The organism is Microbacterium enclense, assembly GCF_001456955.1.
Lineage (GTDB): Bacteria > Actinomycetota > Actinomycetes > Actinomycetales > Microbacteriaceae > Microbacterium > Microbacterium enclense.
This window is the reverse complement of the sequence record NZ_KQ758473.1, coordinates 59,639-85,787: the sequence shown is the minus strand read 5'-3', so window position 1 is coordinate 85,787 and position 26,149 is coordinate 59,639. Positions and strand designations below refer to the sequence as shown.

Here is a 26,149-nt window from a genome sequence, read left to right as displayed (position 1 = left end):
AGCGCGACGCGCGCGGCCTCCGAGCGGTGCCGCGACGGACCGACGACCGCCGGCCGAGACCGCGCCCTCGCGATGTCGGAGGCCGGGGTTAGCCTGGAGGTGGAGGTTTCGATGACACTCGATCCGCACTCGCCCCGCACCTCGCCCTCGCCCGACAACCCCGGCCCGCATCCCTGGCGCCGCTATGTCGCCCTCGGCGATTCGTTCACCGAGGGCATCGGCGACCCGCTGCCCGACGGCGGCCACCGCGGCTGGGCCGATCGCGTCGCCGAGGTGCTCGCCGCGCAGGTCGACGACTTCGCGTACGCCAACCTCGCGGTCCGAGGGAAGCTGATCGGGCAGATCGTCGCCGACCAGATCGAGCCCGCTCTCGCCCTCAAGCCCGACCTCATCACTTTCTCGGCCGGGGGTAACGACGTCATCCGTCCCGGCAGCGATCCCGACGCCGTCGCGAGGCAGTTCGAAGACGCCGTGGTACGCCTGCGCCGCGACAATGCCACCGTCGTCGTGTTCACGGCCGTCGACACGGAGTTCACGCCCGTGTTCCGTGGCATCCGGGGCAAGGTCGCGATCTACAACGAGAACATCCGCGCGATCGCCGACGCCCACGACTGCGTCGTCGCCGACCAGTGGGGCTTGAAAGAGGTGCAGGACATGCGGTTCTTCGACGACGACCGCCTGCACTACAACGCGCTCGGTCACCACGAGGTGGCGCGCATGGTCTTGCGCTCGTTGAACGTGCCGAACGATCTGCAGCCCCGGCAGCCCGAGGCCCTCGCGGCCACCACCTGGCGTGCCGCGCGCGAGAAAGACCTGGTCTGGGCTCGGTCGTACCTCGTGCCGTGGGTGCTGCGACGCCTGCGCCATCAGTCGTCGGGCGATCACATCGCCGCCAAACGCCCCGAGCCGCTCCCCGTTGTCACGCTCGCACCGGGCCGGGATGCCGCCGCTTCGCGCGAGACGCCGATGTGACGGCACCACGCCCGCGCGCGACAGGCGCGGCTCGCGCGAGACGCCGATGTGACGGCACGACGCCGGCACGCGACAAGCTAGCTTCGCGCGAGACGCCGATGTGACGGCACCACGCCCGCGCGCGACAAGCTCGCCTCGCGCGAGACCCCGATGTGACGGCGCGGCGCCGGCACGCGAAGGCGCGGCCGCCGGTGTCGGACCGCGGCGCAGCGAGCGTGAACCCGCGCTGCCCGTCGAGCTCAGCGCCGCCCGCGCCCCAGCTCCCACAGCGCGACGGCGCTCGCCGCGGCGACGTTGAGCGAGTCGACTCCGCCGGCCATCGGAATCGTCACCACCGTGTCGGCGGCTTCCAACGCACGGCGCGAGAGGCCGTCTCCCTCCGCGCCGAGCAGCAGGGCGACCCGCTCGTGCCCCGCGGCCGAGAAGTCGTCGAGGGTGACGGCATCGTCGGAGAGGGCGAGGGCGGCCAGGTGCAAGCCCGCGTCGTGCAGCAGCGGCGTCGCCTCCGACCACTCGGGCAGCCGCGTCCACGGCACCTGGAACACCGTGCCCATGCTCACCCGCACGCTCCGCCGGTAGAGCGGATCGGCGCAGCGCGGGGTGACGAGCACGGCGTCCGCGCCGAGAGCCGCTGCGGAACGGAACGCGGCGCCGATGTTGGTGTGGTCGACGATGTCCTCGAGCACGACGACGAGCCGCGCGTCGCGCACGACCTCCTCGACGGATGCCAGCGCGGGACGGTGCATGGATGCCAGGAGCCCCCGGTGCACGGTGTATCCGGTGACCTGCTCGGCGATCTCGGCAGAGACGACGTAAATCTCGCCATCGTCACCGACGAGGGAGAGGGCGTCGGCGAGGAACTTCTCCTGGACGAGCACCGAGCGGGGGCGGTGGCCGGCGCTCAGCGCCCGGGCGAGCACCTTGGACGACTCCGCGATGTAGAGCCCTCCCGCGGGCTCCGATACGCGGCGCAACGACACGTCGGTGAGGTCGCGGTAGTCGGTGAGGCGCGGGTCGTCGACGGTGTCGAGCGGGATGACGGGCATCGTCCCATCGTGCCAGCCGCGCCACCCCCGGGCCCCGCCCGAGCATTCCGGGGCGGGGGGTGTCAAGTCGTCCGGGCGTTCTGAGCGTTCGCCCGTCGTCCCTCGCGGGAGCCGGGTGTCGGCGCCCCGCTCTAGACTCGGTGCGACGGAGGTGTGCATGACCGACACGACGAAGGATGCCGGGTCCTCGGCATCCATCGATCGGGCTCTCGAGGTGCTCGCCGGCCGCCGGATCGCGGTGCTGACGGGCGCGGGCGTGTCCACCGATTCGGGCATCCCCGACTATCGCGGCAAGGGTGCGCCGACGCGCACGCCCATGACGGCGCAGCAGTTCCTCGCCAGTGCCGACGCGCGCCGACGCTACTGGGTCGGCAGCCATCTCGGGTGGAAGGTGTTCGCCGCCGCCGAGCCGAACGACGGCCACCGCGCCCTCGCCGAGCTCGAAGCCGCGGGCGTCGCGAACGGCGTCGTCACGCAGAACGTCGACGGTCTGCACGTGCGCGCCGGCAGCGGGCGCGTCGTGGAGCTGCACGGCACCATGCGCCGGGTGGGCTGCCTGCAGTGCGGCCAGGTGTTCGACCGGCGCGACCTCGCCGAGCGGGTCGAGGCCGACAACCCGTGGATCTCCCTGCCCGAGAACGTCGAACTCGGGCCCGACGGCGACGTGACGCCCGCGTCGGCCGACGGCTTCGTCGTGCCCGTGTGCTCGGTGTGCGGGGGCACCCTGAAGCCCGACGTCGTGTTCTTCGGCGAGTACATCCCGGTCGAGAAGTTCCGTGAGGCCGAGCAGCTCGTGCACACCAGCGACGCGCTGGTGGTCGCGGGATCGTCGCTCGTGGTCAACTCCGGCATCCGCCTCGTCGAGCGCGCACGCCGGAAGCGACTCCCGGTCGTCATCATCAACCGCGGCGAGACCCGCGCCGACCAGCGCGCGACGGTCAAGGTCGACGGCGGCACCAGCCACGCTCTGCGGGCGTTCGCAGAGCGGCTGCCGGGGCTGCTGTAGTCCGGCGCCCCTCTTCGAGCCACGACATCGCCGCGGGCGCGGTCCGTCAGCGGGGGAGCTGCGCGCGGAGGACCGGAAACCGCCGCGGCATCCTTCCTCCCGCGAATTCCCTCCCGTCTGCCGAGCCGGCGTCGACCCCCGACGGGCTCGCGCCACCGCCTGTGCGCCGCCCCACGCCTCGCGCGCCGCGCTCGGTTAGGCTCAAACCGTGACGATCCTGACCCTCGTGCGACACGGTGAGACCGACTGGAACTCGGGGGGCCGCATCCAGGGCTCGACCGACATCCCCCTCAACGACACCGGTCGCGCACAGGCGCGCGAGCTCGCCGAGCGTCTCGCCGCCGAGTACGCGGGGCGCGAGGTCGTCATCGTCTCGAGCGACCTCTCCCGCGCGGCCGAGACCGCCGACGTGATCGCCGCGGCGCTCGGAACGACGGTGAGCCGACGGATGCCGGGACTCCAGGAGCGCTCCTACGGCGACGCCGAGGGCATGGACGCCCCCACCTTCTACGAGACGTACGGGCCGTGGCACGCCGCCGACGTGCCGAACGCCGAGTCGTGGCCGGTCGTGCGCGAGCGCGCGCTCGCCGCGCTGGCCGAGGTCGTCGCCGAGACGCCCGACGGCGTCGACGTCATCGCGGTCGCGCACGGCGCGTTGATCCGCGAGGTCATCATGTTCGCCACCGCCGGGGAGTTCCCCCGCGAGGGCGAACGGCTGCCGAACTGCTCGGCGACGACGTTCCGCCTCGACGGCGACGCGTGGGAGATGCTCGCCTACGCGGGCGTCGCGAGCTAGGCCGACACGGCTTCCCGGGGGCTTCGACAGGCTCAGCCACCTCCCCCGCTGGCCCGCTACTTCCCCGCCCGCGCCACCAGGGAGCGCGCGTGGCGCAGGATGGGCTCGTCGATCATGCGCCCCTCGAAGCGGAACGCGCCCTCCTCGGCCTGCGCGAGCACGCCGCGCGCCCACCGCAGCTGCTCCGGCGTCGGGGCGTAGGCCGCACGAATCGTCTCCACCTGCCCCGGGTGGATGCACGCGCTGGCGACGAACCCCGAGGCCGCGGCATCCTGAGCTTCGAGGGCGAGCCCGTCGAGGTCGCCGATGTCGACGTGGACGGCGTCGATCGCGCGCTTGCCGAAGGCGCCGGCCGCCAGCAGCACCCGCGATCGAGCGAGGCGGGCGACATCGCGGTAGGTGCCGTCGGCGAACCGGCTGGAGGTGCCCCCGAGGCTTGCGACGAGGTCTTCGGCGCCCCACATGAGGGCGACGACCTGCGCAAGCGCGGCGAGGTGCTCGGCGTTCACCACTCCGCGGGCGGTCTCACACAGCGCGACCACGTCGTAGCCCTCGAGGGGGGCGAGGGATGCCGGATCCTCGGCCTTGGCGACCATCACGGTGCGGACGCGGGTCTCGGCAAGCGCCGCGAGATCGTGCGCGAAGTCCGGGGTCTCGGGCCCGTTCACGCGCACGATGACACGGTCGGGGTCGGGATCGGCCGCGATCATCGCCTCGCGCGCGACGGTCTTGGCGTGCCCGGCGACGGCGTCTTCGAGGTCGAGGATCGCGGCATCCGCCCGGTCGAGGGCCTTGGGAAGCCTCTCGGGCCGGTCACCCGGGACGAACAGCAGCGCGGGCCCCGGAGCGAAGGGGCGCGCATCGGGGTGCGCCCCGCTCATGCCGCGCCGTCCTTCGTCCACACGAGCACCGTTCGGGTGGCCGTGACCACCACCTCGTCGTTCTGCGAGCAGCCGGTGTGCGCGAGCACGACGACCCCCTGTCCGGGACGGGATGCCGAGGGCCGCACCGACACGACCTCGGTCTCGGCCGTGAGGGTGTCGCCGACGAACAGCGGCGCGGGGAAGCTCACGTCGGTGAGGCCGAGCTGGGCGACGAGCGTGCCCTGCGTGAGCTGCGCGACCGACAGGCCGATGAGGGTCGACAGCGTCCACATCGAGTTCACGAGCGGACGGCCGAAGGGCTGGGTCGCCGAGAACGCGGCATCGAGGTGAAGCGCCTGCGTGTTCATCGTGAGGGTGGTGAACAGCACGTTGTCGGCGTCGGTGACCGTGCGCCCGGGGCGGTGCGCGTACTTCTCGCCGACGACGAACTCCTCGAGGAAAAGGCCGCGCTGCTCGATCATGCGGCAACGGTACCGGTGAGCCCGAGCGCGCGCGAGATCACCATGAGCTGCACCTCGGTCGTCCCCTCGCCGATCTCGAGGATCTTCGAGTCGCGATAGTGCCGGGCGACCGGGTATTCGTTGATGAACCCGTTGCCGCCGAACACCTGCGTCGCATCCCGCGCGTTGGCCATGGCCGCGTCGCTGGCGGTCATCTTGGCGACCGCGGCATCCACCGAGAACGGCTTGCCGGCGTCGCACAGGCGGGCGGCGTGCACCCAGGCGAGGCGGGCGGTGTGCACGCGGGCGTGCATGCGCGCGAGCAGGAACTGCATGCTCTGCCGCGTCGACAGGCGTTCTCCGAAGACGGTGCGGCTTCGCGCGTAGTCGACGGCGGCCTCGAGGCAGCCCTCGGCGGCTCCCGTGGCGAGGGCGGCGATGGCGACGCGGCCCTCGTCGAGCGTGCGGAGGAAGTTCTTGAAGCCGTGCCCGCGCTCGCCGAGCAGGTTGGCCTCCGGGACGCGCACGCCGTCGAAGGTGAGCGGATGGGTGTCGGAGGCGTTCCAGCCGACCTTGTCGTACGCGGGACCCACGGTGAAGCCGGGCGTGCCGTTGGGCACGATGATGGTCGAGATCTCGGGGCGGTCGCCGGTGCGCCCCGTGACCGCGGTGACGGTGACGAACCGGGTGATGTCGGTGCCGGAGTTGGTGATGAACTGCTTCGACCCGTCGATCACCCACTCGCCACCCTCGAGCCGCGCGGTGGTGCGGGTGGCGCCGGCGTCGCTGCCGGCCTCGGCCTCGGTGAGTCCGAATCCGGCGAGCGCGCGACCGGCGACGAGGTCGGGCAGGTATTCGGCCTTCTGCTGCTCGCTGCCGTAGCGGTAGATCGGCATGGCGCCGAGCCCCACCCCGGCCTCGAGGGTGATCGCCATCGACTGGTCGACGCGGGCGACGCCCTCGATGGCGACGCAGAGGCTGGCGTAGTCGCCGCCCTGCCCGCCCACCTCCTCGGGGAAGGGCAGGCCGAACAGGCCGATCTCTCCCATCTGCTTCACGATGTCGAGCGGCAGTTCGTGGGCGCGGTCGGCGTCGTACGAGCGCGGCGCGATCACCTCGTCGGCGAACTCGCGCACCATCGCGCCGAGCTCGCGCTCGTCGTCGGTGAAGGCCTGCTGGCTGTCGATGCTCACGAGAGGGTCTCCTTGGGGGATGAGGGAGGGATGGATGCCGGGGTGACGGCGAGATCGTGGGGTCCGGGGTGGGTGGCGGATGGGGCGGCAGGGCGAGCGGCGGTGGCTGAGCCCGTCGAAGCCCCCGTTGCGGGAACACCGTGGGTACCGATCCCTTCGACAGGCTCAGGGACCTCGGGCTCAGGGACCTCGGGCTCAGTGGCCTGGGCTCCGGGCGTCACCGTCGCGACGACCGCGTCGCGGGCGACCTGCGCACCCGCCACCGTGCGCAGCCGCACGGTGCCGGCGTGGGGCGCGGTGACGGTGTGCTCCATCTTCATCGCCTCGATCGTGACGAGACGGGCTCCCGCGTCGACGGCGTCGCCGTCGGAGACGTGCACGGCCACGACGGTTCCGGGCAGCGGCGCCACGAGGTCGGGATCGACGACGCCGGGCGCGCGGCCCGCGGCGGCCCGTCGCCGGGCGGCGGCGTCGCGCCGCGACACCACACGCAGGCGGTGTGCTCCGCCGTCGGCGTGCACCCAGAATTCTCCGGGGCCGCCCACGACCACGGCGTCGCCGGCTGCCGGCTGGGCCGGGTGCACGCGCCCCGCGTCGTCCTCGAGCCACACCGTGCGGTGGGCCCGCGCTCCCCCGGAACGCCACGCCCCGACGCGGCCCCAGACCGTACCGTCGGCCGGGGCTCCGGCATCCACGACCCTCTGCGCCACCGCGGCGAGCGCGCCCGGCGTCGGCGTCGGGGGCTCCGGCGTGCCGCGGCGGTCGAGCAGTCCGGTGTCGAGATGCCCGGCACGCACGGCGGGGTCCGCCAGCAGGGCCCGGAGGTCGGCGATGTTCGTGTCGACGCCGAGCACGACGGTGTCGGCGAGGGCTGCGTCGAGGCGGGCGAGCGCGGTCTGGCGGTCGCGCCCGTGCGCGATGACCTTCGCGATCAGGGGGTCGTACAGAGCGCTGATCACACTGCCGGTCTCGACGGCGCTGTCGACGCGGGCGGTTCCCGGGTGCCAGAGGCTCACCGTGCCGGTGGCGGGGAGGTATCCGCGCGCGGGCGTCTCGGCGTACACCCGGGCCTCGATCGCGTGCCCGTCGAGCCGCACCTCCGGCAGGTCGAGCGCGAAGCCCGCGGCGACTCGCAGCTGCTGCTCCACCAGGTCGATGCCCGTGACCAGCTCGGTCACGGGGTGCTCGACCTGCAGGCGCGTGTTCATCTCGATGAAGAACGGCTCGTCGAGACGATCGCCGGCGACGAGGAACTCCACCGTCCCCGCGCCGAGATAGCCCACGCTGCGGGCGGCCGCCACCGCGGCGTCGCCCAACCGCCGGCGGGTCTGCGCGTCCACCACGGGCGAGGGCGCCTCCTCGATGACCTTCTGGTGGCGCCGTTGCAGCGTGCACTCGCGCTCGCCGAGCGAGATCGTCGTGCCGTGCGCATCGGCGAGCACCTGCACCTCGATGTGGCGCGGGCGCTCCAGCAGACGCTCCAGCAGCAGCGTATCGTCGCCGAAGGCCGCGGCGGCGACGCGACGGGCGGTGGCGAGCGCGTCGGCGAGGTCGTCGGGACCGCCGGCGACCGTCATCCCCTTTCCCCCACCGCCCGCAGAGGGCTTCACGAGCAGCGGATACCCCGCGCGGTCGGCCGCGGCGGCGATCTCGGCATCGGTGAGGCCCGCCGCCGAGAACCCCGGTACGGTCGGCACGTCGTGGCGCGCGACGTGCTCCTTCGCGCGGATCTTGTCGCCCATCACCTCGAGCGCCTCGACGCCCGGGCCGACGAACACGATCCCGGACGCGGCGCACGCCCGAGCGAAACCGGCGTTCTCGCTGAGGAAGCCGTAGCCCGGGTGCACGGCATCCGCCCCTGTCGTCACCGCGGCGGCGACCACCGCGTCGACGTCGAGGTACGACGGCACCCGCACGGCGTGATCGGCCTCGCGGGCGTGGGGAGCCGCGGCATCCGCGTCGGTGTGGACGGCGACGGAACGGATGCCGAGACGCCGGAGCGTGCGGAACACCCGGCGCGCGATCTCGCCGCGGTTGGCGACGAGCACGCACGAGAACGGGCGGGGCGCTGCGTCGTCACCCGCGCCGCCACGGGCGCCCGGGGTCGGCCCGTCGGCCCCCGCGCGCGGAGCGGCGACGGAACCGGGTACGGCGGCTTCGGACATCTCCCTCACCCCGCTCACATCCGGAAGAGGCCGAAGCCCCGGTCTGCGAGGGGCACGCGGCTGACGACGTCGAGGGCGAGACCGAGCACCGTGCGGGTGTCGGCGGGGTCGATCACGCCGTCGTCCCAGAGCCGGGCCGTGGCGTAGTACGGATTGCCCTGCTCTTCGTAGCGCTCGCGGATCGGCGCTTGGAACGCCTGGTCGTCGGCATCCGTCCACTCCTGTCCGCGCGCCGTGCGCTGATCGCGCGTCACGGTCGAGAGCACGGATGCCGCCTGCGAGCCGCCCATCACCGAGATGCGGCTCGACGGCCAGGTCCAGAGGAACCGCGGGTCGTAGGCCCGCCCGCACATGGCGTAATTGCCGGCGCCGTACGAACCTCCGACGATCACGGTGAGCTTGGGAACGCGGGTCGAGGCGACGGCGGTGACCATCTTGGCGCCGTCCTTCGCGATGCCACCGGCTTCGGCGTCGCGGCCCACCATGAACCCGGTGATGTTCTGGAGGAACAGCAGGGGGATGCCGCGCTGGTCGGCCAGCTCGATGAAGTGCGCGGCCTTGAGGGCGGATTCGCTGAAGAGCACGCCGTCGTTGGCGATGATGCCGACGGGGTGGCCGTGCAGGCGGGCGAAGGTGGTGATGACGCTCTCGCCGTAGAGCGCCTTGAACTCGTGCAGAGAGTCGGCGTCGACGAGGGTGTCGATGACCGCGCGCATGTCGAGGGGCTGCGAGACGTCGGCGGGAACGATGTCGTAGAGGTCTTCCGCGGGGCGGACGGGGTCGTTCTCGGGTTCGACCGGCCAGACCGGCGCCGGGGCGGGCGGCAGGGTGGCGACGATGTCACGGACGATCTCGAGCGCGTGCTCGTCATCGTCGGCGAGGTGGTCGACCACGCCCGAGCGGCGGGCGTGCAGATCGCCGCCGCCGAGCTGTTCGGCGGTGACGTCCTCGCCGATCGCGGCCTTCACCAAAGGAGGCCCGCCGAGGAACACCGTGCCCTGGTTGCGCACGATCACGCTCTCGTCGCTCATCGCCGGGACGTAGGCGCCGCCCGCGGTGCACGAGCCCATGACGGCGGCGATCTGCGGGATGCCGAGGGCCGACATCTGCGCCTGGTTGCGGAAGATCCGGCCGAAGTGATCGCGGTCGGGGAACACCTCGTCCTGCATCGGCAGATAGGCGCCGCCGGAGTCGACGAGGCAGACGCAGGGCAGGCGGTTCTCGCGCGCGATCTCCTGGGCGCGCAGGTGCTTCTTCACGGTGAGGGGGAAGTACGCCCCGCCCTTCACGGTCGCGTCGTTGGCGATCACCATGACGTGACGCCCGTGCACGAGCCCGATCCCCGCGACGACCCCGGCGCCGGGAGCCTGCCCGTCGTAGAGGCCGTGAGCGGCGAGCGGAGCGACTTCGAGGAACGGGCTCGCCTCGTCGAGCAGCCGGTCGACACGCTCGCGCGCCGGGAGCTTGCCGCGGGCCGTGTGGCGCTCGCGGGCGGCGTCCGAACCGCCGCGGGCGGTGCGGGCGAGGAGGGAGCGCAGCTGGTCGGCGAGCTCGCGCTGTGTCGTGGCGGTATCGGCGCGCGGGGGCGCGGCGGACGCTGTCTCGATGACCGGTGCTGTGCTCATGGCGGCTCCGTCTCGGTGCCGCGTCGTCGACGGCACCGTCGTTTCCGTCGGGATGGTTCCCGCGGGGTGGGGCTTCAGTTAATGTTGGCTAACTGAGATGCCAGGCTAGCCCGAGCGGATGCCGATGACAAGAGCGAACGAGAAGCCCCGAGCGCGCGCCGGCGGGGATCCCGTGCCGGACGCCGGCCACGCGCTCCGAGAGCGCACCGGCCGCGACCCGCGAACGGGCACCGGCCCGGTGCATCGCGACGCAGCGACCTCGCCGACCCCCGCCGGCACCGCCCGCGATCGCGCCAAGGCCGACCGGCGTGCGGCGCTGCTCGCCGCCGCCGCGCGCCTGTTCGCCGAGCGCGGGTTCGACGGCGTGACCCTCGGCGACATCGGCGAAGCGGCGGGGGTGAGCGGCCCCGCCGTCTATCGGCACGTCTCGAGCAAGCAGGCGCTGCTCGGCGCGATCCTCGTCGACGTCAGCGAGCGATTATTGGACGGCGGTCACGCGGTGACCGCGAGCACAACGGCGGAGATTCCTGACGACAATCCGCCTCCGACCGCCCGTGACCGGCGTGTCGCCGACAGCCCCCGCAGCCGTGCACGCACGGCATCCGCCCCCGCACCGCCGCCACACGTCGACGCACGCGACCTGAACACCGCCGACCATGCCCGCGACGCGAGCACGACGGCGGACATTCCTGACGACACGCCGCCTCCGACCGCCCGTGACCGGCGTGTCGTCGACGACTCCCGCAGCCGTGCGCAGACGACATCCCTCCCCGACGGTCCCGACACCCGGGATGCCGTCCTGCGCGCGCTCGTCGACTTCCACGTCGCCTTCGCGCTCGCCGAAGCCGACGTCATCCGCGTGCAGGACCACGACCTCGACCGCCTCTCCGACGCCGACCGTCGCACGGTCCGGCGCCTGCAGAACGCCTATGTCACCGTGTGGACCGACGCCCTCGCCGCCGCGTTCCCGGATGCCGAGACCCCGGCCGAACGCCGCGTTCGGGCGCTGGCGTGCTTCGGGCTCATCAACTCCACACCGCACAGCGTCCGCGGCGTCCCGGCATCGCGCGTGCGCCCCACCCTGGCGCGCATGGCGCTGGCCGCGCTGACGGCGTGACGGCATCCCCGCCTCCCGGACACCGCGCGGTGCGCGGGCGTTCGGCCCCGCTTGCGCCCGTCCCGGCCTCCGAGAAACCCGGGCGCACCCCCACATGCGTCCGGGTTCCCGGAACAGCCGGAGGCTCCGAGCTGGCTTCCGGCTCCCGGTGCCGCCGCCGGGTTTCCAGGACACCCCGACGGTACGAAGGACAAGTGCCGAGGGCGACCACTCCCCCGGCACCCGGCCCTCGTCGCGCACGCCGCGCGGAACGACTCAACGCAACAGCATGGCCCTCCCCGGTTCGCGCAGCACGGCGGCCACGTCGGTGAGGAAGCGCGCCGCCTCGGCTCCGTCGACCAGCCGGTGGTCGAACGAGAGGCTGAGGGTGAGCACGTCGCGCAGCGCGATCTCGCCATGGTGCTCCCACGGCGTGCGGCGTACGGCGCCGACGGCGAGGATCCCGGCCTCGCCCGGGTTGAGGATGGGCGTCCCGGCATCCACCCCGAACACTCCCACGTTGGTGATCGAGAACGTTCCGCCGGTCATCGCGGCGGGAGCGGTGCGTCCCGCGCGGGCGGTGGCGGCCAGGTCGGCGATCGCGTCGGCGAGGTCGACGAGCGGAAGGGCGCCGGCACACCGGATCACGGGCACCACCAGCCCGCGCTCGGTCGCCGCGGCGATGCCGAGATTGACGTCGTGGTACTCGACGATCTCGCCCGCCGCGTCGTCCCATGTCGCGTTCAGCGCGGGCGTGCGTCCGAGGGCGAGGCACACCGCCTTCGCGACGATCGCGAGCACTCCGATCCTGTGCCCGTCGAGGGATCGATCGGATTTCAGGGATGCCAGCAGCTCCGTCGTCGCGGTCACGTCGACGGTCAGGAAGGTCGTCGCGTGCGGAGCGGTGAACGCACTGCGCACCATCGCCGCCGCCGTGTGCTTGCGCACGCCGCGGATCGGCGTCCGCGTGACGCGCGCGTCGGGGGCCTGACCGGTCCGAAGTGACGCGGCGGGTACGGCCGGGGGGACCGTCGACGCGGAAGCAGAGAACGACCGGGCCTCCACCGGGCCGATCGTCGATGCGGGGGAAGACGTATTCCCCTCCGTCGGGCGGCCCTCCGACGTCTGCGAAGAGACACCGGATGCCGCGGGCTCGCGCGACGCGAACTCCTCGACGTGCGCGCGGGTCACCGGCTCTCCGGGATGGACCGCGGCGACGAGCACGAGGTCGATGCCGAGGTCTTTCGCGAGCTTGCGCACGGGCGGCGTGGACCGGGGACGCTCCACCGGCACCTCGATCGGTCCGGTGTGCAGCACGTCGTGGGGCGCTGCTTCGCGCACGGCGTGGTCGCTGTCGAGCACAGCGGTTCCGCCGCCGCGCGGGCGACGCCGGGGTCGACTCCCCGACGACGGCGCCGCGCCGTAGCCGACGAGGTTCGGCGTGGCGCGCTCGTCCTTCTGCGCTGCCGGCGCCGTCGGGCGGCGGACGTCGGCGGTGCCACGCCCCTCGGCCGCGCCATGCACCGCCTCCTGCCCCTCGGCTGCGTCATGCACCGCCGCCGCGCCCCGCACCGCGGCCGTGCCGCGCGCTCCGGCCGTGCCACGCTCCGCAGCCGCGCCACGCGCCTCGGCGGTACCGGGCCGGGGCGCGTCGGAAGGGATTTCCGCAGGACGTGGGGTCGAGCCCGTAGCCGGCTCCCCCGTGTCCCCCTCGCCCCGTCCCGCGGGCGCCGCGCTCGCGGCATCCGCCCCCTCCACGGCGAACGACACCAGCGGCGATCCGACCGCGACGACGTCGCCGGCGGCGGCGTGCAGGCCCTGCACGGTCCCCGCATACGGCGAGGGGATCTCGACGATGGCCTTGGCCGTCTCGACCTCGGCGATCGTCTGGTTGAGGGTGACGTCGTCGCCCTCGGCCACGTGCCACTGCACGATCTCGGCCTCGGGAAGCCCCTCGCCGAGGTCGGGAAGGAGAAATTCGGCGATCATCGAACAACCCTTTCCGTCGAGGAGACGCACGATGGGCCGGAGCCGCGCTCCGCGATCATCGGACGCCTCCCTCGATCGCGGCCGCGCTCGCCGCCGAGGAGCCCGTCCCGCGCTCCATCACCCGGTCCACCGCGAAGAGGATCCGATCGAGGTCCGGCACGTGGTGTTTCTCGAGCTTCGACGGCGGGTACGGGATGTCGTGCCCGGTGACGCGCTGCGGCGGCGCCTCGAGGTACTCGAAGCACTGCTCGGTGATGCTCGCGACGAGCTCGGCCCCCACCCCCGCCTCGCGGGCGGCCTCGTGGGTGACGACGACGCGCCCGGTCTTGCGGACCGACGCCGCGACCGTGTTCATGTCGATCGGCGAGAGCGAACGCAGGTCGATGACTTCGAGCGACAGCCCCTCGTCCTCCGCGGCGAGCGCGGCATCCAGAGCCGTCCGCACCTGGGCGCCGTACGTGACGATCGTGGCGTCGGTGCCCTCCTGAGCGACGCGGGCGAGGTGCATGGGCGGGGCGTCGGCGAGGTCGGCCTCCAGATCGACCTCGCCCTTCGCGTGATAGAGCCGCTTGGGTTCGAAGAAGATGACGGGGTCATCGGATGCCACGGCCTGCCGCAGCATGACGTAGGCGTCCTGCGGGTTCGACGCCGCCACGACGCGGAGTCCGGCGGTGTGCACGAAATACGCCTCGGGCGACTCCGAGTGATGCTCCGCCGCACCGACGCCACCGGCCCAGGGGATGCGGATGACCAGCGGCATCCGGATCCGTCCGCTGCTGCGGTAGTGGAGCTTCGCGACCTGGCAGACGATCTGGTCGAAGGCGGGGTAGACGAAGCCGTCGAACTGGATCTCGACGACCGGGCGATAACCGCGGAGCGCGAGCCCGACAGCGGTTCCGACGATGCCGGCCTCGGCGAGCGGGGTGTCGACGACCCGCTGCGCGCCGAAGCGCTGCTGCAGGCCGTCGGTGACGCGGAAGACGCCGCCGAGCTTGCCGATGTCCTCGCCCATGAGCAGGACCCTGTCGTCGGTCTCGAGTGCCTTCGACAGGCCGGCGTTGATGGCGGCGCCGAGGGTGAGAGTGGTCATCGCACGACCTCCTTCTCGAGTCCGTGAGTGCCGGGGCGGCCGGCGGCCCGAGCCGCGCGGAGAGTCGACGCGGTCATTTCTCAAACCCCGCGAGGTACTGCACGTACTCCGCCTTCTGTCTCTCCAGCGGACCGTGCGGTTCGGCGTACACGTGGTCGAACAGGGTCGCGGGATCCCGCGTGGTCGCACCGATGCACGCCGCGCGCACGTCGGCGGCGAGCGCGTCGGCGGCCCGCGCGACCTCGTCGAGCCCGGAGTCGTCGAGCATCCCCTCGGCGCGCAGGTACGCCTCGAGACGCTCGATCGGGTCGCGCCGCGTCCACGCCTCGACCTCGTCGGCATCGCGGTAGCGGGTCGGGTCGTCGCTGGTGGTGTGCGGTCCCATCCGGTAGGTCACCGCCTCGATGAACGACGGCCCTTCACCCCGACGGGCGCGATCGAGCGCCCAGCGCATCGCGGCCACGCAGGCGAGGGCGTCGTTGCCGTCGATGCGCATGCTCGGGATGCCGAACCCCGGCGCCCGGCCCGCGATGGGGTACTTCGCCTGCACGGTGACGGGCTCCGAGATCGCCCACTGGTTGTTCGAGCAGACGAACACCACCGGGGCGCGGAACGACGAGGCGAACACCATCGCCTCGTTGACGTCGCCCTGGCTGGTGGCACCGTCGCCGTAGTACGCGACCGCGACGTCGGTGGAACCGTCGCGCTGGGCGCCCATCGCCCAGCCGGTGGCGTGCAGCGATTGCGCGCCGATGATGATCTGGGGAGGAGCCGCGTTGATGGTCGTGTGGTCGTAGGCCGAGTGCTCCTCGCCGCGCCACGCGAGCACGTAGTCGGCCGGCTGGGCACCCCGGCCGAGCAGCACGCCGTGCTCGCGGTAGCTCGGGAACACGAAGTCGCCGGGGGCGAGCGCGTGCGCGGTTCCGACCTGCACGGCCTCCTGACCGCGGCACGGAGCCCACAGCGCGAGCTGTCCCTGGCGTTGCAGGGCGACGCCCTCGGCATCCAGTCGGCGGGTGAGGACCATGTCGCGGTGCAGGGCGCGCATCTCGTGGGGCGAGAGGTCGGCGATCCACGGATCGAGCTCCGCGTCGGGCACGCGCGTGCCGTCGGGCTCGAGCACTCGGGCGGCGTCGTCCACGTCGCCGGCGTGTGCGGCGGCTCCGTGATCCGGCGAGGTCTGGGTGTAGGTCATCGTCGTCCCTCCAGGTGCGGCCGGGGCTCCTCGTGAGAGCCGCGACGGTCCGGGTGCCGGCTGCAGTGCCGACAGGCGCGACGGTACGCTCGGAATGCAGCCCGCTCAAGACCTCGCCGTCATATTGAGCACAGTGCCCATTGCGCTCGGTATCGGCACTGCTAATGTTTCGCACCATGAGCAAGCTCGACGCGGTCGACCTCGACCTCCTCCGCGCCCTGTCCGCAGATCCGCGCGCCACCGTCGTCGCGCTCGCCGAGAAACTCGGCCTGTCCCGCAACACCGTCCAGGCGCGCATGAGTCGCCTCGAGCGCGGGGGCGTCTTCCTCTCGTTCGAGCGCACGCTGTCGGCCGAGGCGCTGGGCTTTCCGATCGAGGCGTTCCTGCAGGTGACGGTGCGCCAGGCGGAGCTGCCGGCGATCCGCGAAGACCTGGCGAAGGTGCCCGAGGTGCTGCAGGCGCACGGCCTCAGCGGCCAGGTCGACCTGCTGGTGCGGGTCGCCTGCCGCGACACGCAGCACCTGTTCGACACCGACGCGCGCATCCTCGCCATCGAGGGCGTCGAGCGCACCGAGACGTCGCTCGTGATGGGCGAGGTCATCGGCTATCGCGTCGGCCCGCTCATGGAGCTGGCGCGCGACGGCGTCTAGGGATCGCCCCGCCACCGACGCGCCCCGTACCGGCTGGCTGAGCGGGCGCGCTCGTCCGAGAACACGGCCGCGGCCCGGCCGCGGCAGCACCCCGGACACAACCGCGGGACGTTTCCGCAACACGCCGCTGCCCGGCGCACAGCCGCGGCGTGTCACCCCTGCCTCCTGCCGTTGTGCACAGCCGGCAGCCGTCGATCACAACCGGGGCGCCGCGACGCTACGGCGCCGGCACCACCGGGATGCTCGCCGTCTCGGTCTTCTGTTCGGCGGGGCTGCCGGCATCCATCTTCACGAGCACCACGCCCGCGAGGATCAGCGCGCCGCCCACGAACTGGACCGGTGCGGGGGTCTCCCCGAGCAGCAACCAGGCGAAACCAAGGGCGAAAAGCACCTCGCTGAGTCCGACGAACGACGCCAGGCGCGACCCGATGAGCGGCACGGCGATGACACCGAGCGCGTAGCCGAGGGTCGTCGCGACCGCGCCCACCCAGAGCAGGGGCAGGATGCCGGGAACCTCGAAGCCCGCGAGCGACACGGTGATCGAGGGTGCGGCGAAGGGCAGGATGCCGGTGCCCACGAGCACTCCCATGACCAGGGCGCCGGTGAGCAGGCCGCCGGCGGCGAGGGCGAGCGGAGGGAGGTCGTCACCCGCGCGGCCGGCGATGACGAAGTACGCGGCGGCGCACACCGCGGCGCACAGGGCGAACACGGTCCCGAGCAGGTCGAAGCGGGCGCCGCTGATGTCGACGACGAGCACGAGTCCCGCCATGGCCACCACCGAGCCGATGAGCACCGCTTTCGACGGGGCGCGGCGCGTGCGCGCCCACACGGCGATGACGATGAGCACCGGGGCGATGTACTGGATGAGCAGGGCCACGGCCACCGGCATCCGTTGCATCGCGGCGAAGTAGAACAGCTGGCACCCGGCGACGGCGGTGAGGCCGAACGCGACGATCAGCAGACCGTGGCGGCGAAGGAACCCGGGTTGACGACGGATGGCGATGACCAACGCGGGCGACAGCAGGAGCGCGGCGCAGCCCATGCGCACGAGCAGCACCGTTCCCAGCGACCAGCCGCCGTCGAGCAGCGGCTTGACGAACGGTCCGCTCGACGAGAACGCCAGCGCCGAGGCGACGGCGATGACGAGACCGGTGACGGCCCCGGAGCCGTGACGGGTGGGGCGCGGAAGGGTGACGGACGATGTGGTCATGCGAAGCCTGCTGTCAGGAGTGAAGAGCGTTTACACTCGTGACAGTACGGCCTGGGAATGTCAGGAGTCAACATGGTCTTCATCCGTGACACCGAATTGGTGCTGCGAGCAGCCGTCGAGCTGGTGAACACGCTGCCGCAGACCGACGTCAGCGGTGCCGACACCCTCGTCGAGGTCGCCGATCTGGAGGCGTTCACCGAGCGGCACGGGTACACCGGTTCGCGCACCCGTGACGCTCGCGAGCTCGCCGCGGTGCGCGGCATCCGCCCCCGCCTGCTGCAGCTGTGGAGCACCGATCGCGACGGGGCCGTGCCCCTGGTGAATGCGATGCTCGCCGACGGCCGGGCGCTGCCCCAGCTCGTGCGGCACGACGGGCTCGACTGGCACATCCACGCCAGCGACCCCGACGATCCGCTGGCGACGCGCATCCTCGTGGAGTCGGCGCTGGCGTTCGTCGACGTGATCCGCGCCGATGAGTACGGTCGCATCCGCGTGTGCGACGCCGACGATTGCGACGGGGTCTACGTCGACTTCTCGAAGAACGGCTCCAAGCGCTACTGCGACGCCGGCAACTGCGGCAACCGCATGAACGTCAACGCGTACCGCAAGCGCAAGGCGGGCACGTCGGCCTGACTGTCGAGCGCCCCCCTACGTCGCGGTGCATCCTCGGCGTCAGCCGAGGAACTCCCGAATCGCGTCCGCCGCCGCCTGCGGTGTCTCGTAGTGGATCAGGTGCCCGACCGCGGGGATCTCGACCAGCTGCGCATCCGGGAACAGCGTCGCGAGGTGGCGCTCGGCCTCGATGGGCGTGATGTCGTCTTTCTCGGCGGCGATGAGCAGCGTCGGCTGCGCGATGCGCGGAGCGAACTCGCGCACGTCGTGCGACACGCTCGTCACGAACGCCTCGTGCAGCACGTCGCGGTCGGCGAAGCGCGAGAAGTACTCGTCGTGCTGCTCGTGCACGAAACGTCGCACGGCAGGGTCGCGGGTCTTGGCCATGGCGTTGCTCATGACCCGGACGATCAACCCGTTGCGCAGCAGCCTCTCTCCCAGTGCGCGCGGCAGTCGCGCGCCGGCCAGGTAGTAGAACACCGCGAGTCGGGTGAGGACGCCGCGAGGCCCCTCGAGCGCCGGAGCGCCGATCGGGTTCACGAGGATCAGCTTCGGCGTCGACAGCCCGCCCGCGACGGCCGCCGACGCGACGATCGAGCCGAACGAATGGCCGAGCACGACGGCATCCGGAGCAACCGCCTCTACGAAGGCACGCAGCCACCGCGCGTACGTGTCGAGGTCATGTGCGCGTCGGGGCAGGGGCGCCGTCTCGCCGAAGCCGGGCAGGTCGGGCGAGACGACCCGGATGCCGGGCAGGTGCGCCACGACCGGATCGAGCCCGTGGTGCTCGCCGCGGAACCCGTGCACCGCCACGATCGTCGTGTCGGCATCGTCGTCGCCGTAGACCCAGTACGCCGTCGTGCCGCCCAGCACCTCGACCTCGCGGCGGTCGACGGGGATCGCGGCGAGGCGGTCGGCGTAGGGATTCGGCATGGGATCGAGTCTAGAAGGGGCCTCCGACATCGCCTCGTGCGCGGCCGCGTCGCCGGTGGGCGGGGCCCCGACGGAGGAGATCGGTGGACGGGAGGATGCCACACGCCTGTCACGCCCTCCCGCGCCTGAACCTGCTCCCCTCGCGACCTTTCACGTGCTCACGGCCACGGAGTGCCCCTTCCCTCGTGCCCAGCACCGTCCCGTCCTCGCGCGACCCCGCTTCCGTCACAGTCCCGGCCCCCGGCCCGTCTGCGCACACCTCGCCCGCACCCGCTCGTGGCCACGGATTCCACCCCGATCCGCGCGTGCCCGCACGCCTCTCCCCACCCCCGGCATCCACCCCGTTCTGCGCGCCTCGACGACGATGTCGGAGCCCCGTTCTACGGTGACGACATGACCACGTGGCAGGCCGAGCCGCTCCCCCTGTTCCAGACTCCGGAGTGGGCGCGCCTCGTCGGCGTGTTCGATCTCGAGACGACCGGGATCGACGTCGAGACCGACCGCATCGTCTCCGCCCACGTCGGCGTGCTCGATGCCGATGGCAACATCGTCGACGCGCGGGATTGGTTGGCCGATCCGGGCATCGAGATCCCGGCGGGTGCCGCCGCGATCCACGGCATCTCGACCGAGCGGGCGCGCGCCGAGGGCGCTCCGGCGCCTCGTGTGGTCGCCGAGGTGGTCGAGGCGTTGGGGGCGTTGTTCGCCGCCGGCATCCCCGTCGTGGCCTACAACGCGCCCTTCGACTTCTCCCTGCTCAAGAACGAGGCCGTGCGTCACGGCGTCGCACCCATCCACGCGCCGTCGCCCGTCATCGACCCCCTCGTCGTCGACAAGACCTACGACCGCTACCGTCGCGGCAAGCGCACCCTTTCGGTCGTCGCCGAGCATTACGCGGTCTCGCTCGACGCCGCGCACGAGGCCTGCGCCGACGCAGTGGCAGCCGGCCGCGTGGCCCTGGCCCTCGCCGAGAAGTTCGGACCATGGATGCCACCCACCCTCGACGAACTCCACACCCGCCAGATCGCGTGGGCCCGGGCTCAGGCCGCGAGTCTGACCGAGTACTTCGTCAAGATCGGACGCCTGGATGCCACGGCTCCCCCACTCGACGGAGCCTGGCCCATCCGCTGAGACGTCGGACGCCTGGATGCCACGGCACCCCCGCTCGAGGCAGCGTGGCCCCAGCCGCTGAGACGCCGGACGCCCGATGGCCGTGTCCGGTTGAACATCCCCCGCCGAAGTCGGGCATCCCCGCCGGGAGTTCTGCGCCCGGCGACAGGCGGCAGACCGGGTGGTCGCCCCCTCGCCAGCGGCCATGCTCCGCGAATCACACGCTCCCGGCTCGATGTCGGAGGTCGCCGATAGCGTTCTTGCATGACCCGCACCGCACGCTCCACCGACCGGCCGCTGCCGGTGTTCCGGGAGTGCGACGGAGCGCCCTGGCCGACCGAGAACGAGTTGGATCTCGATGCGGAGTGGGCGGCTTTTCGCGAGAGCGCCGACGAACAGCACGGGGCTGCGGGGCTCGCGTCCACCGACTCACCATCCACCGCCGACGGGCGTCTCGACCGTGAACGCGCGAGCGAACAGGATGCGCTCGACGCCGGGCTGTGGCATCCGGATGATTATGCGAACCCGCTGTCTGACACCGTCGCTGGGGCCGCCGACCTCGACGCGCGGCTCGGACATCTCGAGTGCGTCGTGCGCGACCGACAGCGAGCGACCGCCGATGAATACCGCCTGATCCTGGCGATCCTCGACGATGCCGCGTTCGACCCGACGCCCTGGGTCGGTGCCGATCCCACGGTCGATCGTGCCTGGCGAGATCCTCGCGGTCGTACACCGCGCGCCGTGCGTCGCGACCGCATCGACCTGGCCGAACGCGCCGCCGTTGCCGAGATCGCGGTGCGCCTGCACCTGTCCGAGCAGACCGTCCGTACACGCGCCGCGCATGCGCGCACCCTGGCCGAGGGCTGCCCGCGGTTGTGGGCCGCCTTCGGCGACGGACGCCTCTCCGAGAAGCACGCTGTCGACGCAGCCCGACTTGCGTCGACCCTCCCCGCGGGCGACACCGACGCGTTCGAGCGCTTCGACGAGCACGCCTGCCCGCAGGCCCTCATCCTGCCCCCGGCGAAGTTCGCGGTGGCCGCCCGGGTGATTCGTGAGCGCGTGCACGCCGAGTCGATCGAGGCGCGTCACCGCCGCGCAGCCCACGACCGCGCAGTGTGGATGACGACCGAGCTCGACGGCATGGCGTCGATCCATGCGCTGCTCCCGGCGGATCGCGCCCGCGCCGTGATGTCGCGACTCGACCGCGCCGCTCGGCATCTTCGCGTGGCCCCCGACGAAGAGCGCACGCTCATGCAGTTGCGGGCAGACGCTTTCGCCGACCTGGTCACGATGACCGAGACCCCGCCGACCCATACGTCGGCGCCTCCTCCGCCGTCCGACGCCGCGATCGCTGAACGCCGACGGCAACGGGGCCACCTCCGATCCGGCCGGTCCCACGACTCCTGCGCTCTGCGGGGGCGAACGAACGCCGGGCGGAGCCCGCCCTGCGAGCCCGGATTCCCACACCGCCGCTGGCCCCGCACCTCATGTATCCGAAGCTCGCCACGCGCCTTCTCCAGCCGACGCGCCTCGCACCTTCCGCTCCGCTCCGCCGGCCACCGTCGTCGTCACGGTCCCCGCGCTCGCGCTCCTCGGCCACGACACCGAGCCCGCCACGCTCGAGGGCTACGGACCGATCGATCTCGACACGGCTCGTCGACTGGCGGGCTCCGCGACGTCGTGGATCCGACTCCTCACCCACCCCGTGACCGGCGCACCGCTCGTGCTCGACCGCAAGACCTACCGCGTCCCCGCGGCGCTTCGTCGGTGGCTCGGAATCACCTCGCCCACGTGCGTCTTCCCCGGCTGCAACCGCGCCGCGCGCGAGTGCGACATCGACCACCGCACCGCGTGGGCCGACGGCGGAACCACCGACGACGACAATCTCGATCCGAAATGTCGACATCATCACCGCCTGCGCCACGAAAGTCGGTGGAATCTCGACCACTCCGCCAGCGCAGACACCGCCTGGGTCTCTCCCCTGGGCGGCAGGTACGGCACCGACCCGCCGCCGTTCTGAGTACGGGGACCACCCGTCCCCGCCCCTACCGAGCTGACACCGGGACCGCCCGCGCGGCCCCGCCAAGCTGACTTCGTGACCGCCCGAGCCCCCGCCCGCAAGTCGAGGGGCGCGCGAAACGGATCCGCCGCGAATGAGCGCACCCCGCGAAACACCGAAGCCCCCCGTCCCGAAAGACGAGGGGCTCCCGAAGCGGATCCGCTGAGGATCAACGACCGCCGAAGTTCTTGAAGCGCTGGTTGAACTTCTCGACGCGACCGGCCGAGTCCATGATGCGCTGCTTGCCCGTGTAGAACGGGTGCGAAGCCGACGAGATCTCCACGTCGATGACGGGGTACTCGACACCGTCGAGCTCGATCGTCTTGTCGCTCGAGACGGTCGAGCGGGTGAGGAACGTGTCGCCCGAGCCGAGGTCGCGGAACACGACGGCCTTGTACGTGGGGTGGATGTCAGTCTTCATGGGAGGTCCTTTGAGAAGTGGTGCCCTGGATTCTGCCAGGACGTCAAAGTCTGCGGCGCCGGAGGCACCAACGGGAGAGTCTATCAGGCCCGGCGCAGAGCCCCGGTCAGCGCGCTCCGAGCAGGAGACGCAGCGCTCGGCGCAGCCTCACACCGCCCGCGCCGCGTAGCGCCCGGCTTCGTGCGTCAGCGTGATCTCGAGCCCGAACGTCGCCGTCAGGTTCTCGGCGGTGAGCGCTTCGTCGAGAGGACCGGATGCCACGACCTCGCCGTCACGCAGCAGCAGCACGTGCGTGAAGCCGACGGGGATCTCCTCGACGTGGTGGGTCACCATGACCATCGCCGGCGTCGTCGGCGCCTGCGCATAGCCCGACAGCAGCCCGAGCAGCTCTTCGCGTGCGCCGAGGTCGAGGCTGGCCGTGGGCTCATCGAGCAGCAGCAGTTCGGGGTCGGTCATCACGGCACGCGCGATCTGCACGCGCTTCTGCTCGCCGTCGCTGAGCGTGCCGAAGGTGCGGTCGGCGAGGTGGTCGAGCTTCCACTCGGCGAGCACGCGCAGCGCGCGGCGCTCGTCGATGTCGTCGTAATCTTCGCGCCAACGCCCCATGACGGAGTACGCCGCCGTCAGCACCACGTCGAGCACGCTCTCCTCGGGCGGCACGCGCCGCGCCATCGCCGACGACGCGAAACCGATCCGCGGACGCAGCTCGAACACGTCGGTGCGGCCCAGACGCTCACCGAGGATCGTCACCGCGCCCGACGTGGGGTGCAGCAGCGTGTCGGCCAGCTGCAGGACGGTGGTCTTGCCGGCACCGTTCGGGCCGAGCACGACCCAGCGCTCGTCATCCGAGACCGTCCAGTCGAGGTGGGACACGATGTCCCGACCGTTGCGGCGGACGACGACATCGGAGAACTCGAGCACCTGCGGCATGGGGCTAGCCTACTGGCCCGACCCCGGGCGACCGGATGCCACGCGGCCCGCTGTGGAGGGCTGAGAACCGATCGGCAGCGTTGCCGCCGGCGCCCCGGACCGTCGCGGCGCGCCTACTTCGCCGCGACCTCCGCGTACAGCGCCGCCGTCTCCTTCGCGATGGCCGCCCAGCTGAAATCGTCGATGGCCCGCTGACGCCCCGCCTCTCCATACGCGCGGGCGGTGTCGGCATCCGTCACCACCTCGGTGAGCACGCGGGCGAGGTCCGACACGAACTGCTCGGGGTCGACGGGCGTGCCGGTGCCGTCCTGCACCTGCTCGATCGGCACGAGACGACCTGTGACGCCGTCGACGACCACCTCGGGGATGCCCCCGGTGGCCGTGCCGACGACGGCGGCACCGCACGCCATCGCCTCGAGGTTGACGATTCCGAGCGGCTCGTACACCGACGGGCAGACGAACGTCGTCGCCGAGGTCAGGATCGCGCACAGTTCATCGCGCGGCAGCAGCTTCTCGATCCACACGACACCGTCGCGGGTCGCCTGCAGCCCGCGCACGAGCTCCTGCACCTCGGCCATGATCTGAGGAGTGTCGGGCGCGCCCGCGCACAGGATGAGCTGCACCTCCGGCGGCAGCAGCTCGGCGGCGCGCAGCAGGTACGGCAGCCCCTTCTGCCGTGTGATGCGTCCGACGAAGACGACGGACGGGCGCGACGGGTCGATACCCTGCGACGCGAGGAACGCGTCATCCGAAACCGGATGCCACGACGCGGTGTCGATGCCGTTGTAGATCACCCGCACCTTGTCGGGATCCAGCGACGGGTAGCTGCGCAGGATGTCGTCGCGCATCCCCGAGCTCACCGCCACGACCGCCGCGGCACCCTCGTACGCGGTCTTCTCGATGTAGCTCGACACGGCGTAGCCGCCGCCCAGCTGCTCGGCCTTCCACGGACGGAGCGGTTCGAGGCTGTGGGCGGTGACCACGTGCGGGATGCCGTGGAGAAGGGATGCCAGGTGCCCGGCGAAGTTCGCGTACCAGGTGTGCGAGTGCACGACGTCGGCACCCGCGACATCGGAGACGATCTCGAGGTCGGTGCCCAGCGTCTGGATCGCGCCGTTCGCGGAGGACAGCTCGGCGGGTACGCCGTACGACGTGGTGTCGGCCTCCTCGCGTGACGCGCCGAACGCGCGGACCTGCACCTCGGTGCCCTCGGCGCGGAGCGCCTTGACGAGTTCGGTGGCGTGGACCCCGGCTCCCCCGTAGATCTCCGGCGGGTACTCCTTGGTCACGATGTCGACGCGCATGAGACGAACCGTAGTACAGCGGACGGCGCGCCGGGAACGTGTTCCCGCACGCCTTCGTGACCCCTAGTGTTGTGCCATGCCTGCAGCGCCGAAGGTCTTCGGAATCATCCTCGCCGGCGGCGAGGGAAAGCGACTCATGCCCCTCACGGCCGATCGCGCGAAACCCGCCGTCCCGTTCGGCGGTCAGTACCGCCTGATCGACTTCGCGATCTCGAACCTCATCAACTCGGGGCTTCGACAACTGGTCGTCCTGACGCAGTACAAGTCGCACAGTCTCGACCGCCACATCTCGCAGACCTGGCGCATGTCGCCGATGCTCGGTGCGTACGTCGCCTCGGTGCCGGCGCAGCAGCGTCTCGGCAAGCGCTGGTTCTCCGGCTCCGCCGACGCGATCCTGCAGTCGATGAACCTCATCCGCGATGAGAAGCCCGACATCGTCGTCGTCATCGGTGCCGACCACGTCTACCGCATGGACTTCAAGCAGATGCTCGACGCGCACATCGCGTCCGACGCGCGGGCCACCGTAGCCGGCATCCGTCAGCCCATCGGTCTGGCCAACCAGTTCGGTGTCATCGACACCGACCCGGAAGACCCGACGAAGATCCGCGAGTTCCTCGAGAAGCCGCAGAACCCCACCGGCCTGTCCGACGCGCCGCACGAGGTGCTCGCATCGATGGGCAACTACATCTTCGACGCCGACGCCCTCGTCGAGGCCGTCACGCACGACGGCGAACTGCCGACGTCGGCGCACGACATGGGCGGCGACATCGTCCCCTACTTCGTGAACCGCGGCGAGGCGGCCGTCTACGACTTCCAGCGCAACGACGTGCCCGGATCGACGCCGCGAGACCGCTCGTACTGGCGCGACGTCGGCACGATCGAGTCGTTCTACGACGCGCACATGGACCTGATCTCGACCCTGCCCGTGTTCAACCTCTACAACAACGACTGGCCCATCTACTCGCAGACGTTCAACGCCCCGCCGGCCAAGTTCGTGCGCGACTCCGTCGGTCGCATCGGCAACGCGATCGACTCCATCGTGTCGCTCGGTTCGGTGCTCTCGGGAACACACCTCGAGCACAGCGTCGTCGGCCCGTGGGCCCTCGCCGGAGGCGGGTCGACCATCACCGACTCGGTGCTGTTCGACAGTGTGCAGGTCGGGGCGGGAGCGCGCATCCACCGCGCGATCCTCGACAAGAACGTCGTGCTCGAGCCCGGCGCCACCATCGGCGTCGACCGTGACCGCGACGTGGCCCGTGGCTTCACCGTCACCGAGACGGGCATCACCGTCGTCGGAAAGGACGTGCACGTCCACGCGTGACATCGCGCCGGGTCCTGGATGCCAGGATGCGCGGATGCCAGAAGAGGCGGTGCCCGGATGGGTCACCGCCTCTTCGGCATCCTGAGACGTGAGCGATCACGCCTC

General features: G+C 71.8%; 23 protein-coding genes and 2 pseudogenes. 11 read left to right on the top strand and 14 right to left on the bottom strand.

The window, feature by feature from the left end:
* Positions 1-111: 111 nt before the first annotated feature.
* The gene (locus AS029_RS13755) at positions 112-972 is read left to right on the top strand and encodes an SGNH/GDSL hydrolase family protein (protein ID WP_058233168.1); all 861 of its coding nucleotides are present in this window, start codon (positions 112-114) and stop codon (positions 970-972) included.
* A gap of 239 nt (positions 973-1,211) precedes the next feature.
* On the opposite strand, the gene AS029_RS13750 is transcribed toward AS029_RS13755, so the two are convergent.
* Positions 1,212-2,018 carry a TrmH family RNA methyltransferase gene (locus tag AS029_RS13750; RefSeq protein ID WP_058233167.1) on the bottom strand — a complete coding sequence of 269 codons (807 nt, stop codon included), beginning with the start codon at positions 2,016-2,018 and terminating at the stop codon, positions 1,212-1,214.
* A 157-nt stretch (positions 2,019-2,175) separates the two neighbouring features.
* Between AS029_RS13750 and AS029_RS13745 the strand changes: the two genes are divergently transcribed.
* Together AS029_RS13745 and AS029_RS13740 are read left to right on the top strand one after the other, a co-directional pair.
* Positions 2,176-3,024 (top strand): Sir2 family NAD-dependent protein deacetylase, encoded by an 849-nt coding sequence (locus AS029_RS13745; RefSeq protein ID WP_058233166.1) that lies wholly within the window; start codon positions 2,176-2,178, stop codon positions 3,022-3,024.
* A 208-nt stretch (positions 3,025-3,232) separates the two neighbouring features.
* Positions 3,233-3,820: a histidine phosphatase family protein gene (locus AS029_RS13740; RefSeq protein ID WP_058233165.1), complete on the top strand. Its 588-nt coding sequence runs from the start codon at positions 3,233-3,235 to the stop codon at positions 3,818-3,820.
* Positions 3,821-3,876: 56 nt separating this feature from the next.
* Here AS029_RS13740 and AS029_RS13735 read toward each other — a convergent pair whose 3' ends face one another.
* From AS029_RS13735 to AS029_RS13715, 5 genes are read right to left on the bottom strand one after another with little or no spacing between them, the layout of a single operon-like run.
* On the bottom strand, positions 3,877-4,701 hold the full coding sequence (locus tag AS029_RS13735; RefSeq protein WP_058233164.1) for an HpcH/HpaI aldolase/citrate lyase family protein: 825 nt from the start codon (positions 4,699-4,701) through the stop codon (positions 3,877-3,879).
* Entirely contained in the window at positions 4,698-5,165 is a 468-nt protein-coding gene (locus AS029_RS13730; RefSeq protein WP_058233163.1) for a MaoC family dehydratase, read from the bottom strand. The genes AS029_RS13735 and AS029_RS13730 overlap by 4 nt, the downstream gene beginning before the upstream one ends.
* Entirely contained in the window at positions 5,162-6,337 is a 1,176-nt protein-coding gene (locus AS029_RS13725) for an acyl-CoA dehydrogenase family protein (RefSeq protein WP_058233162.1), read from the bottom strand. Before AS029_RS13725 ends, AS029_RS13730 begins: the two co-directional genes overlap by 4 nt.
* Positions 6,334-8,502, bottom strand: a complete 2,169-nt coding sequence (locus tag AS029_RS13720) for an ATP-binding protein (RefSeq protein ID WP_074615955.1) — start codon at positions 8,500-8,502, stop codon at positions 6,334-6,336. Before AS029_RS13720 ends, AS029_RS13725 begins: the two co-directional genes overlap by 4 nt.
* Positions 8,503-8,516: 14 nt before the next feature.
* Entirely contained in the window at positions 8,517-10,127 is a 1,611-nt protein-coding gene (locus AS029_RS13715) for a carboxyl transferase domain-containing protein (protein WP_082642317.1), read from the bottom strand.
* A 316-nt stretch (positions 10,128-10,443) separates the two neighbouring features.
* Here AS029_RS13715 and AS029_RS13710 point away from each other — a divergent pair.
* A pseudogene (locus AS029_RS13710) lies at positions 10,444-10,638 on the top strand (helix-turn-helix domain-containing protein); the annotation flags it as partial.
* Entirely contained in the window at positions 10,627-11,244 is a 618-nt protein-coding gene (locus AS029_RS17705; RefSeq protein WP_228375959.1) for a TetR-type transcription factor C-terminal domain-containing protein, read from the top strand. The pseudogene AS029_RS13710 and the gene AS029_RS17705, both read left to right, overlap by 12 nt.
* A 255-nt stretch (positions 11,245-11,499) precedes the next feature.
* On the opposite strand, the gene AS029_RS13705 is transcribed toward AS029_RS17705, so the two are convergent.
* The 3 genes from AS029_RS13705 to pdhA all read right to left on the bottom strand — a co-directional run bounded on the left by AS029_RS13705 (position 11,500) and on the right by pdhA (position 15,497).
* The gene (locus AS029_RS13705; RefSeq protein WP_058233161.1) at positions 11,500-13,212 is read right to left on the bottom strand and encodes a dihydrolipoamide acetyltransferase family protein; all 1,713 of its coding nucleotides are present in this window, start codon (positions 13,210-13,212) and stop codon (positions 11,500-11,502) included.
* A 55-nt stretch (positions 13,213-13,267) separates the two neighbouring features.
* Positions 13,268-14,302 carry an alpha-ketoacid dehydrogenase subunit beta gene (locus AS029_RS13700; RefSeq protein WP_058233160.1) on the bottom strand — a complete coding sequence of 345 codons (1,035 nt, stop codon included), beginning with the start codon at positions 14,300-14,302 and terminating at the stop codon, positions 13,268-13,270.
* A 73-nt stretch (positions 14,303-14,375) separates the two neighbouring features.
* Positions 14,376-15,497 carry a pyruvate dehydrogenase (acetyl-transferring) E1 component subunit alpha gene (gene pdhA, locus AS029_RS13695; protein WP_058233159.1) on the bottom strand — a complete coding sequence of 374 codons (1,122 nt, stop codon included), beginning with the start codon at positions 15,495-15,497 and terminating at the stop codon, positions 14,376-14,378.
* Between the two features lie 176 nt (positions 15,498-15,673).
* On the opposite strand from pdhA, the gene AS029_RS13690 reads away from it, so the two are divergent.
* Positions 15,674-16,147 (top strand): Lrp/AsnC family transcriptional regulator, encoded by a 474-nt coding sequence (locus AS029_RS13690; protein WP_058233266.1) that lies wholly within the window; start codon positions 15,674-15,676, stop codon positions 16,145-16,147.
* A 217-nt stretch (positions 16,148-16,364) separates the two neighbouring features.
* Here AS029_RS13690 and AS029_RS13685 read toward each other — a convergent pair whose 3' ends face one another.
* Positions 16,365-17,357, bottom strand: a complete 993-nt coding sequence (locus AS029_RS13685; protein ID WP_058233158.1) for an EamA family transporter — start codon at positions 17,355-17,357, stop codon at positions 16,365-16,367.
* 72 nt (positions 17,358-17,429) lie between these two features.
* Here AS029_RS13685 and AS029_RS13680 point away from each other — a divergent pair, with 72 nt between their 5' ends.
* Positions 17,430-17,990 (top strand): CGNR zinc finger domain-containing protein, encoded by a 561-nt coding sequence (locus tag AS029_RS13680; RefSeq protein WP_058233157.1) that lies wholly within the window; start codon positions 17,430-17,432, stop codon positions 17,988-17,990.
* Positions 17,991-18,029: 39 nt separating this feature from the next.
* Here the strand turns inward: AS029_RS13680 and AS029_RS13675 are convergent, their stop codons facing one another.
* Positions 18,030-18,902 carry an alpha/beta fold hydrolase gene (locus AS029_RS13675; protein ID WP_058233156.1) on the bottom strand — a complete coding sequence of 291 codons (873 nt, stop codon included), beginning with the start codon at positions 18,900-18,902 and terminating at the stop codon, positions 18,030-18,032.
* 393 nt (positions 18,903-19,295) lie between these two features.
* Here AS029_RS13675 and AS029_RS13670 point away from each other — a divergent pair, with 393 nt between their 5' ends.
* The 3 genes and pseudogenes from AS029_RS13670 (at position 19,296) to AS029_RS17695 (ending at position 22,029) form a co-directional block, all read left to right on the top strand.
* On the top strand, positions 19,296-20,030 hold the full coding sequence (locus AS029_RS13670) for a 3'-5' exonuclease (protein ID WP_058233155.1): 735 nt from the start codon (positions 19,296-19,298) through the stop codon (positions 20,028-20,030).
* A gap of 243 nt (positions 20,031-20,273) precedes the next feature.
* Positions 20,274-21,239, top strand: a pseudogene (locus AS029_RS17930) (DUF222 domain-containing protein); the annotation flags it as partial.
* An 82-nt stretch (positions 21,240-21,321) separates the two neighbouring features.
* Entirely contained in the window at positions 21,322-22,029 is a 708-nt protein-coding gene (locus AS029_RS17695; RefSeq protein ID WP_167345281.1) for an HNH endonuclease signature motif containing protein, read from the top strand.
* 208 nt (positions 22,030-22,237) lie between these two features.
* On the opposite strand, the gene AS029_RS13655 is transcribed toward AS029_RS17695, so the two are convergent.
* From AS029_RS13655 to glgA, 3 genes are all read right to left on the bottom strand, one after another.
* Positions 22,238-22,489, bottom strand: coding sequence for a type B 50S ribosomal protein L31 (locus AS029_RS13655; protein ID WP_013586710.1), 252 nt, complete (start codon positions 22,487-22,489; stop codon positions 22,238-22,240).
* A 147-nt stretch (positions 22,490-22,636) separates the two neighbouring features.
* On the bottom strand, positions 22,637-23,419 hold the full coding sequence (locus AS029_RS13650; protein ID WP_058233152.1) for an ABC transporter ATP-binding protein: 783 nt from the start codon (positions 23,417-23,419) through the stop codon (positions 22,637-22,639).
* 113 nt (positions 23,420-23,532) lie between these two features.
* On the bottom strand, positions 23,533-24,723 hold the full coding sequence (gene glgA / locus AS029_RS13645) for a glycogen synthase (protein ID WP_058233151.1): 1,191 nt from the start codon (positions 24,721-24,723) through the stop codon (positions 23,533-23,535).
* A 76-nt stretch (positions 24,724-24,799) separates the two neighbouring features.
* On the opposite strand from glgA, the gene glgC reads away from it, so the two are divergent.
* A complete protein-coding gene (gene glgC / locus AS029_RS13640) occupies positions 24,800-26,044 on the top strand; it encodes a glucose-1-phosphate adenylyltransferase (protein ID WP_058233150.1) in 1,245 nt (414 codons plus the stop codon).
* Positions 26,045-26,149: the final 105 nt, after the last annotated feature.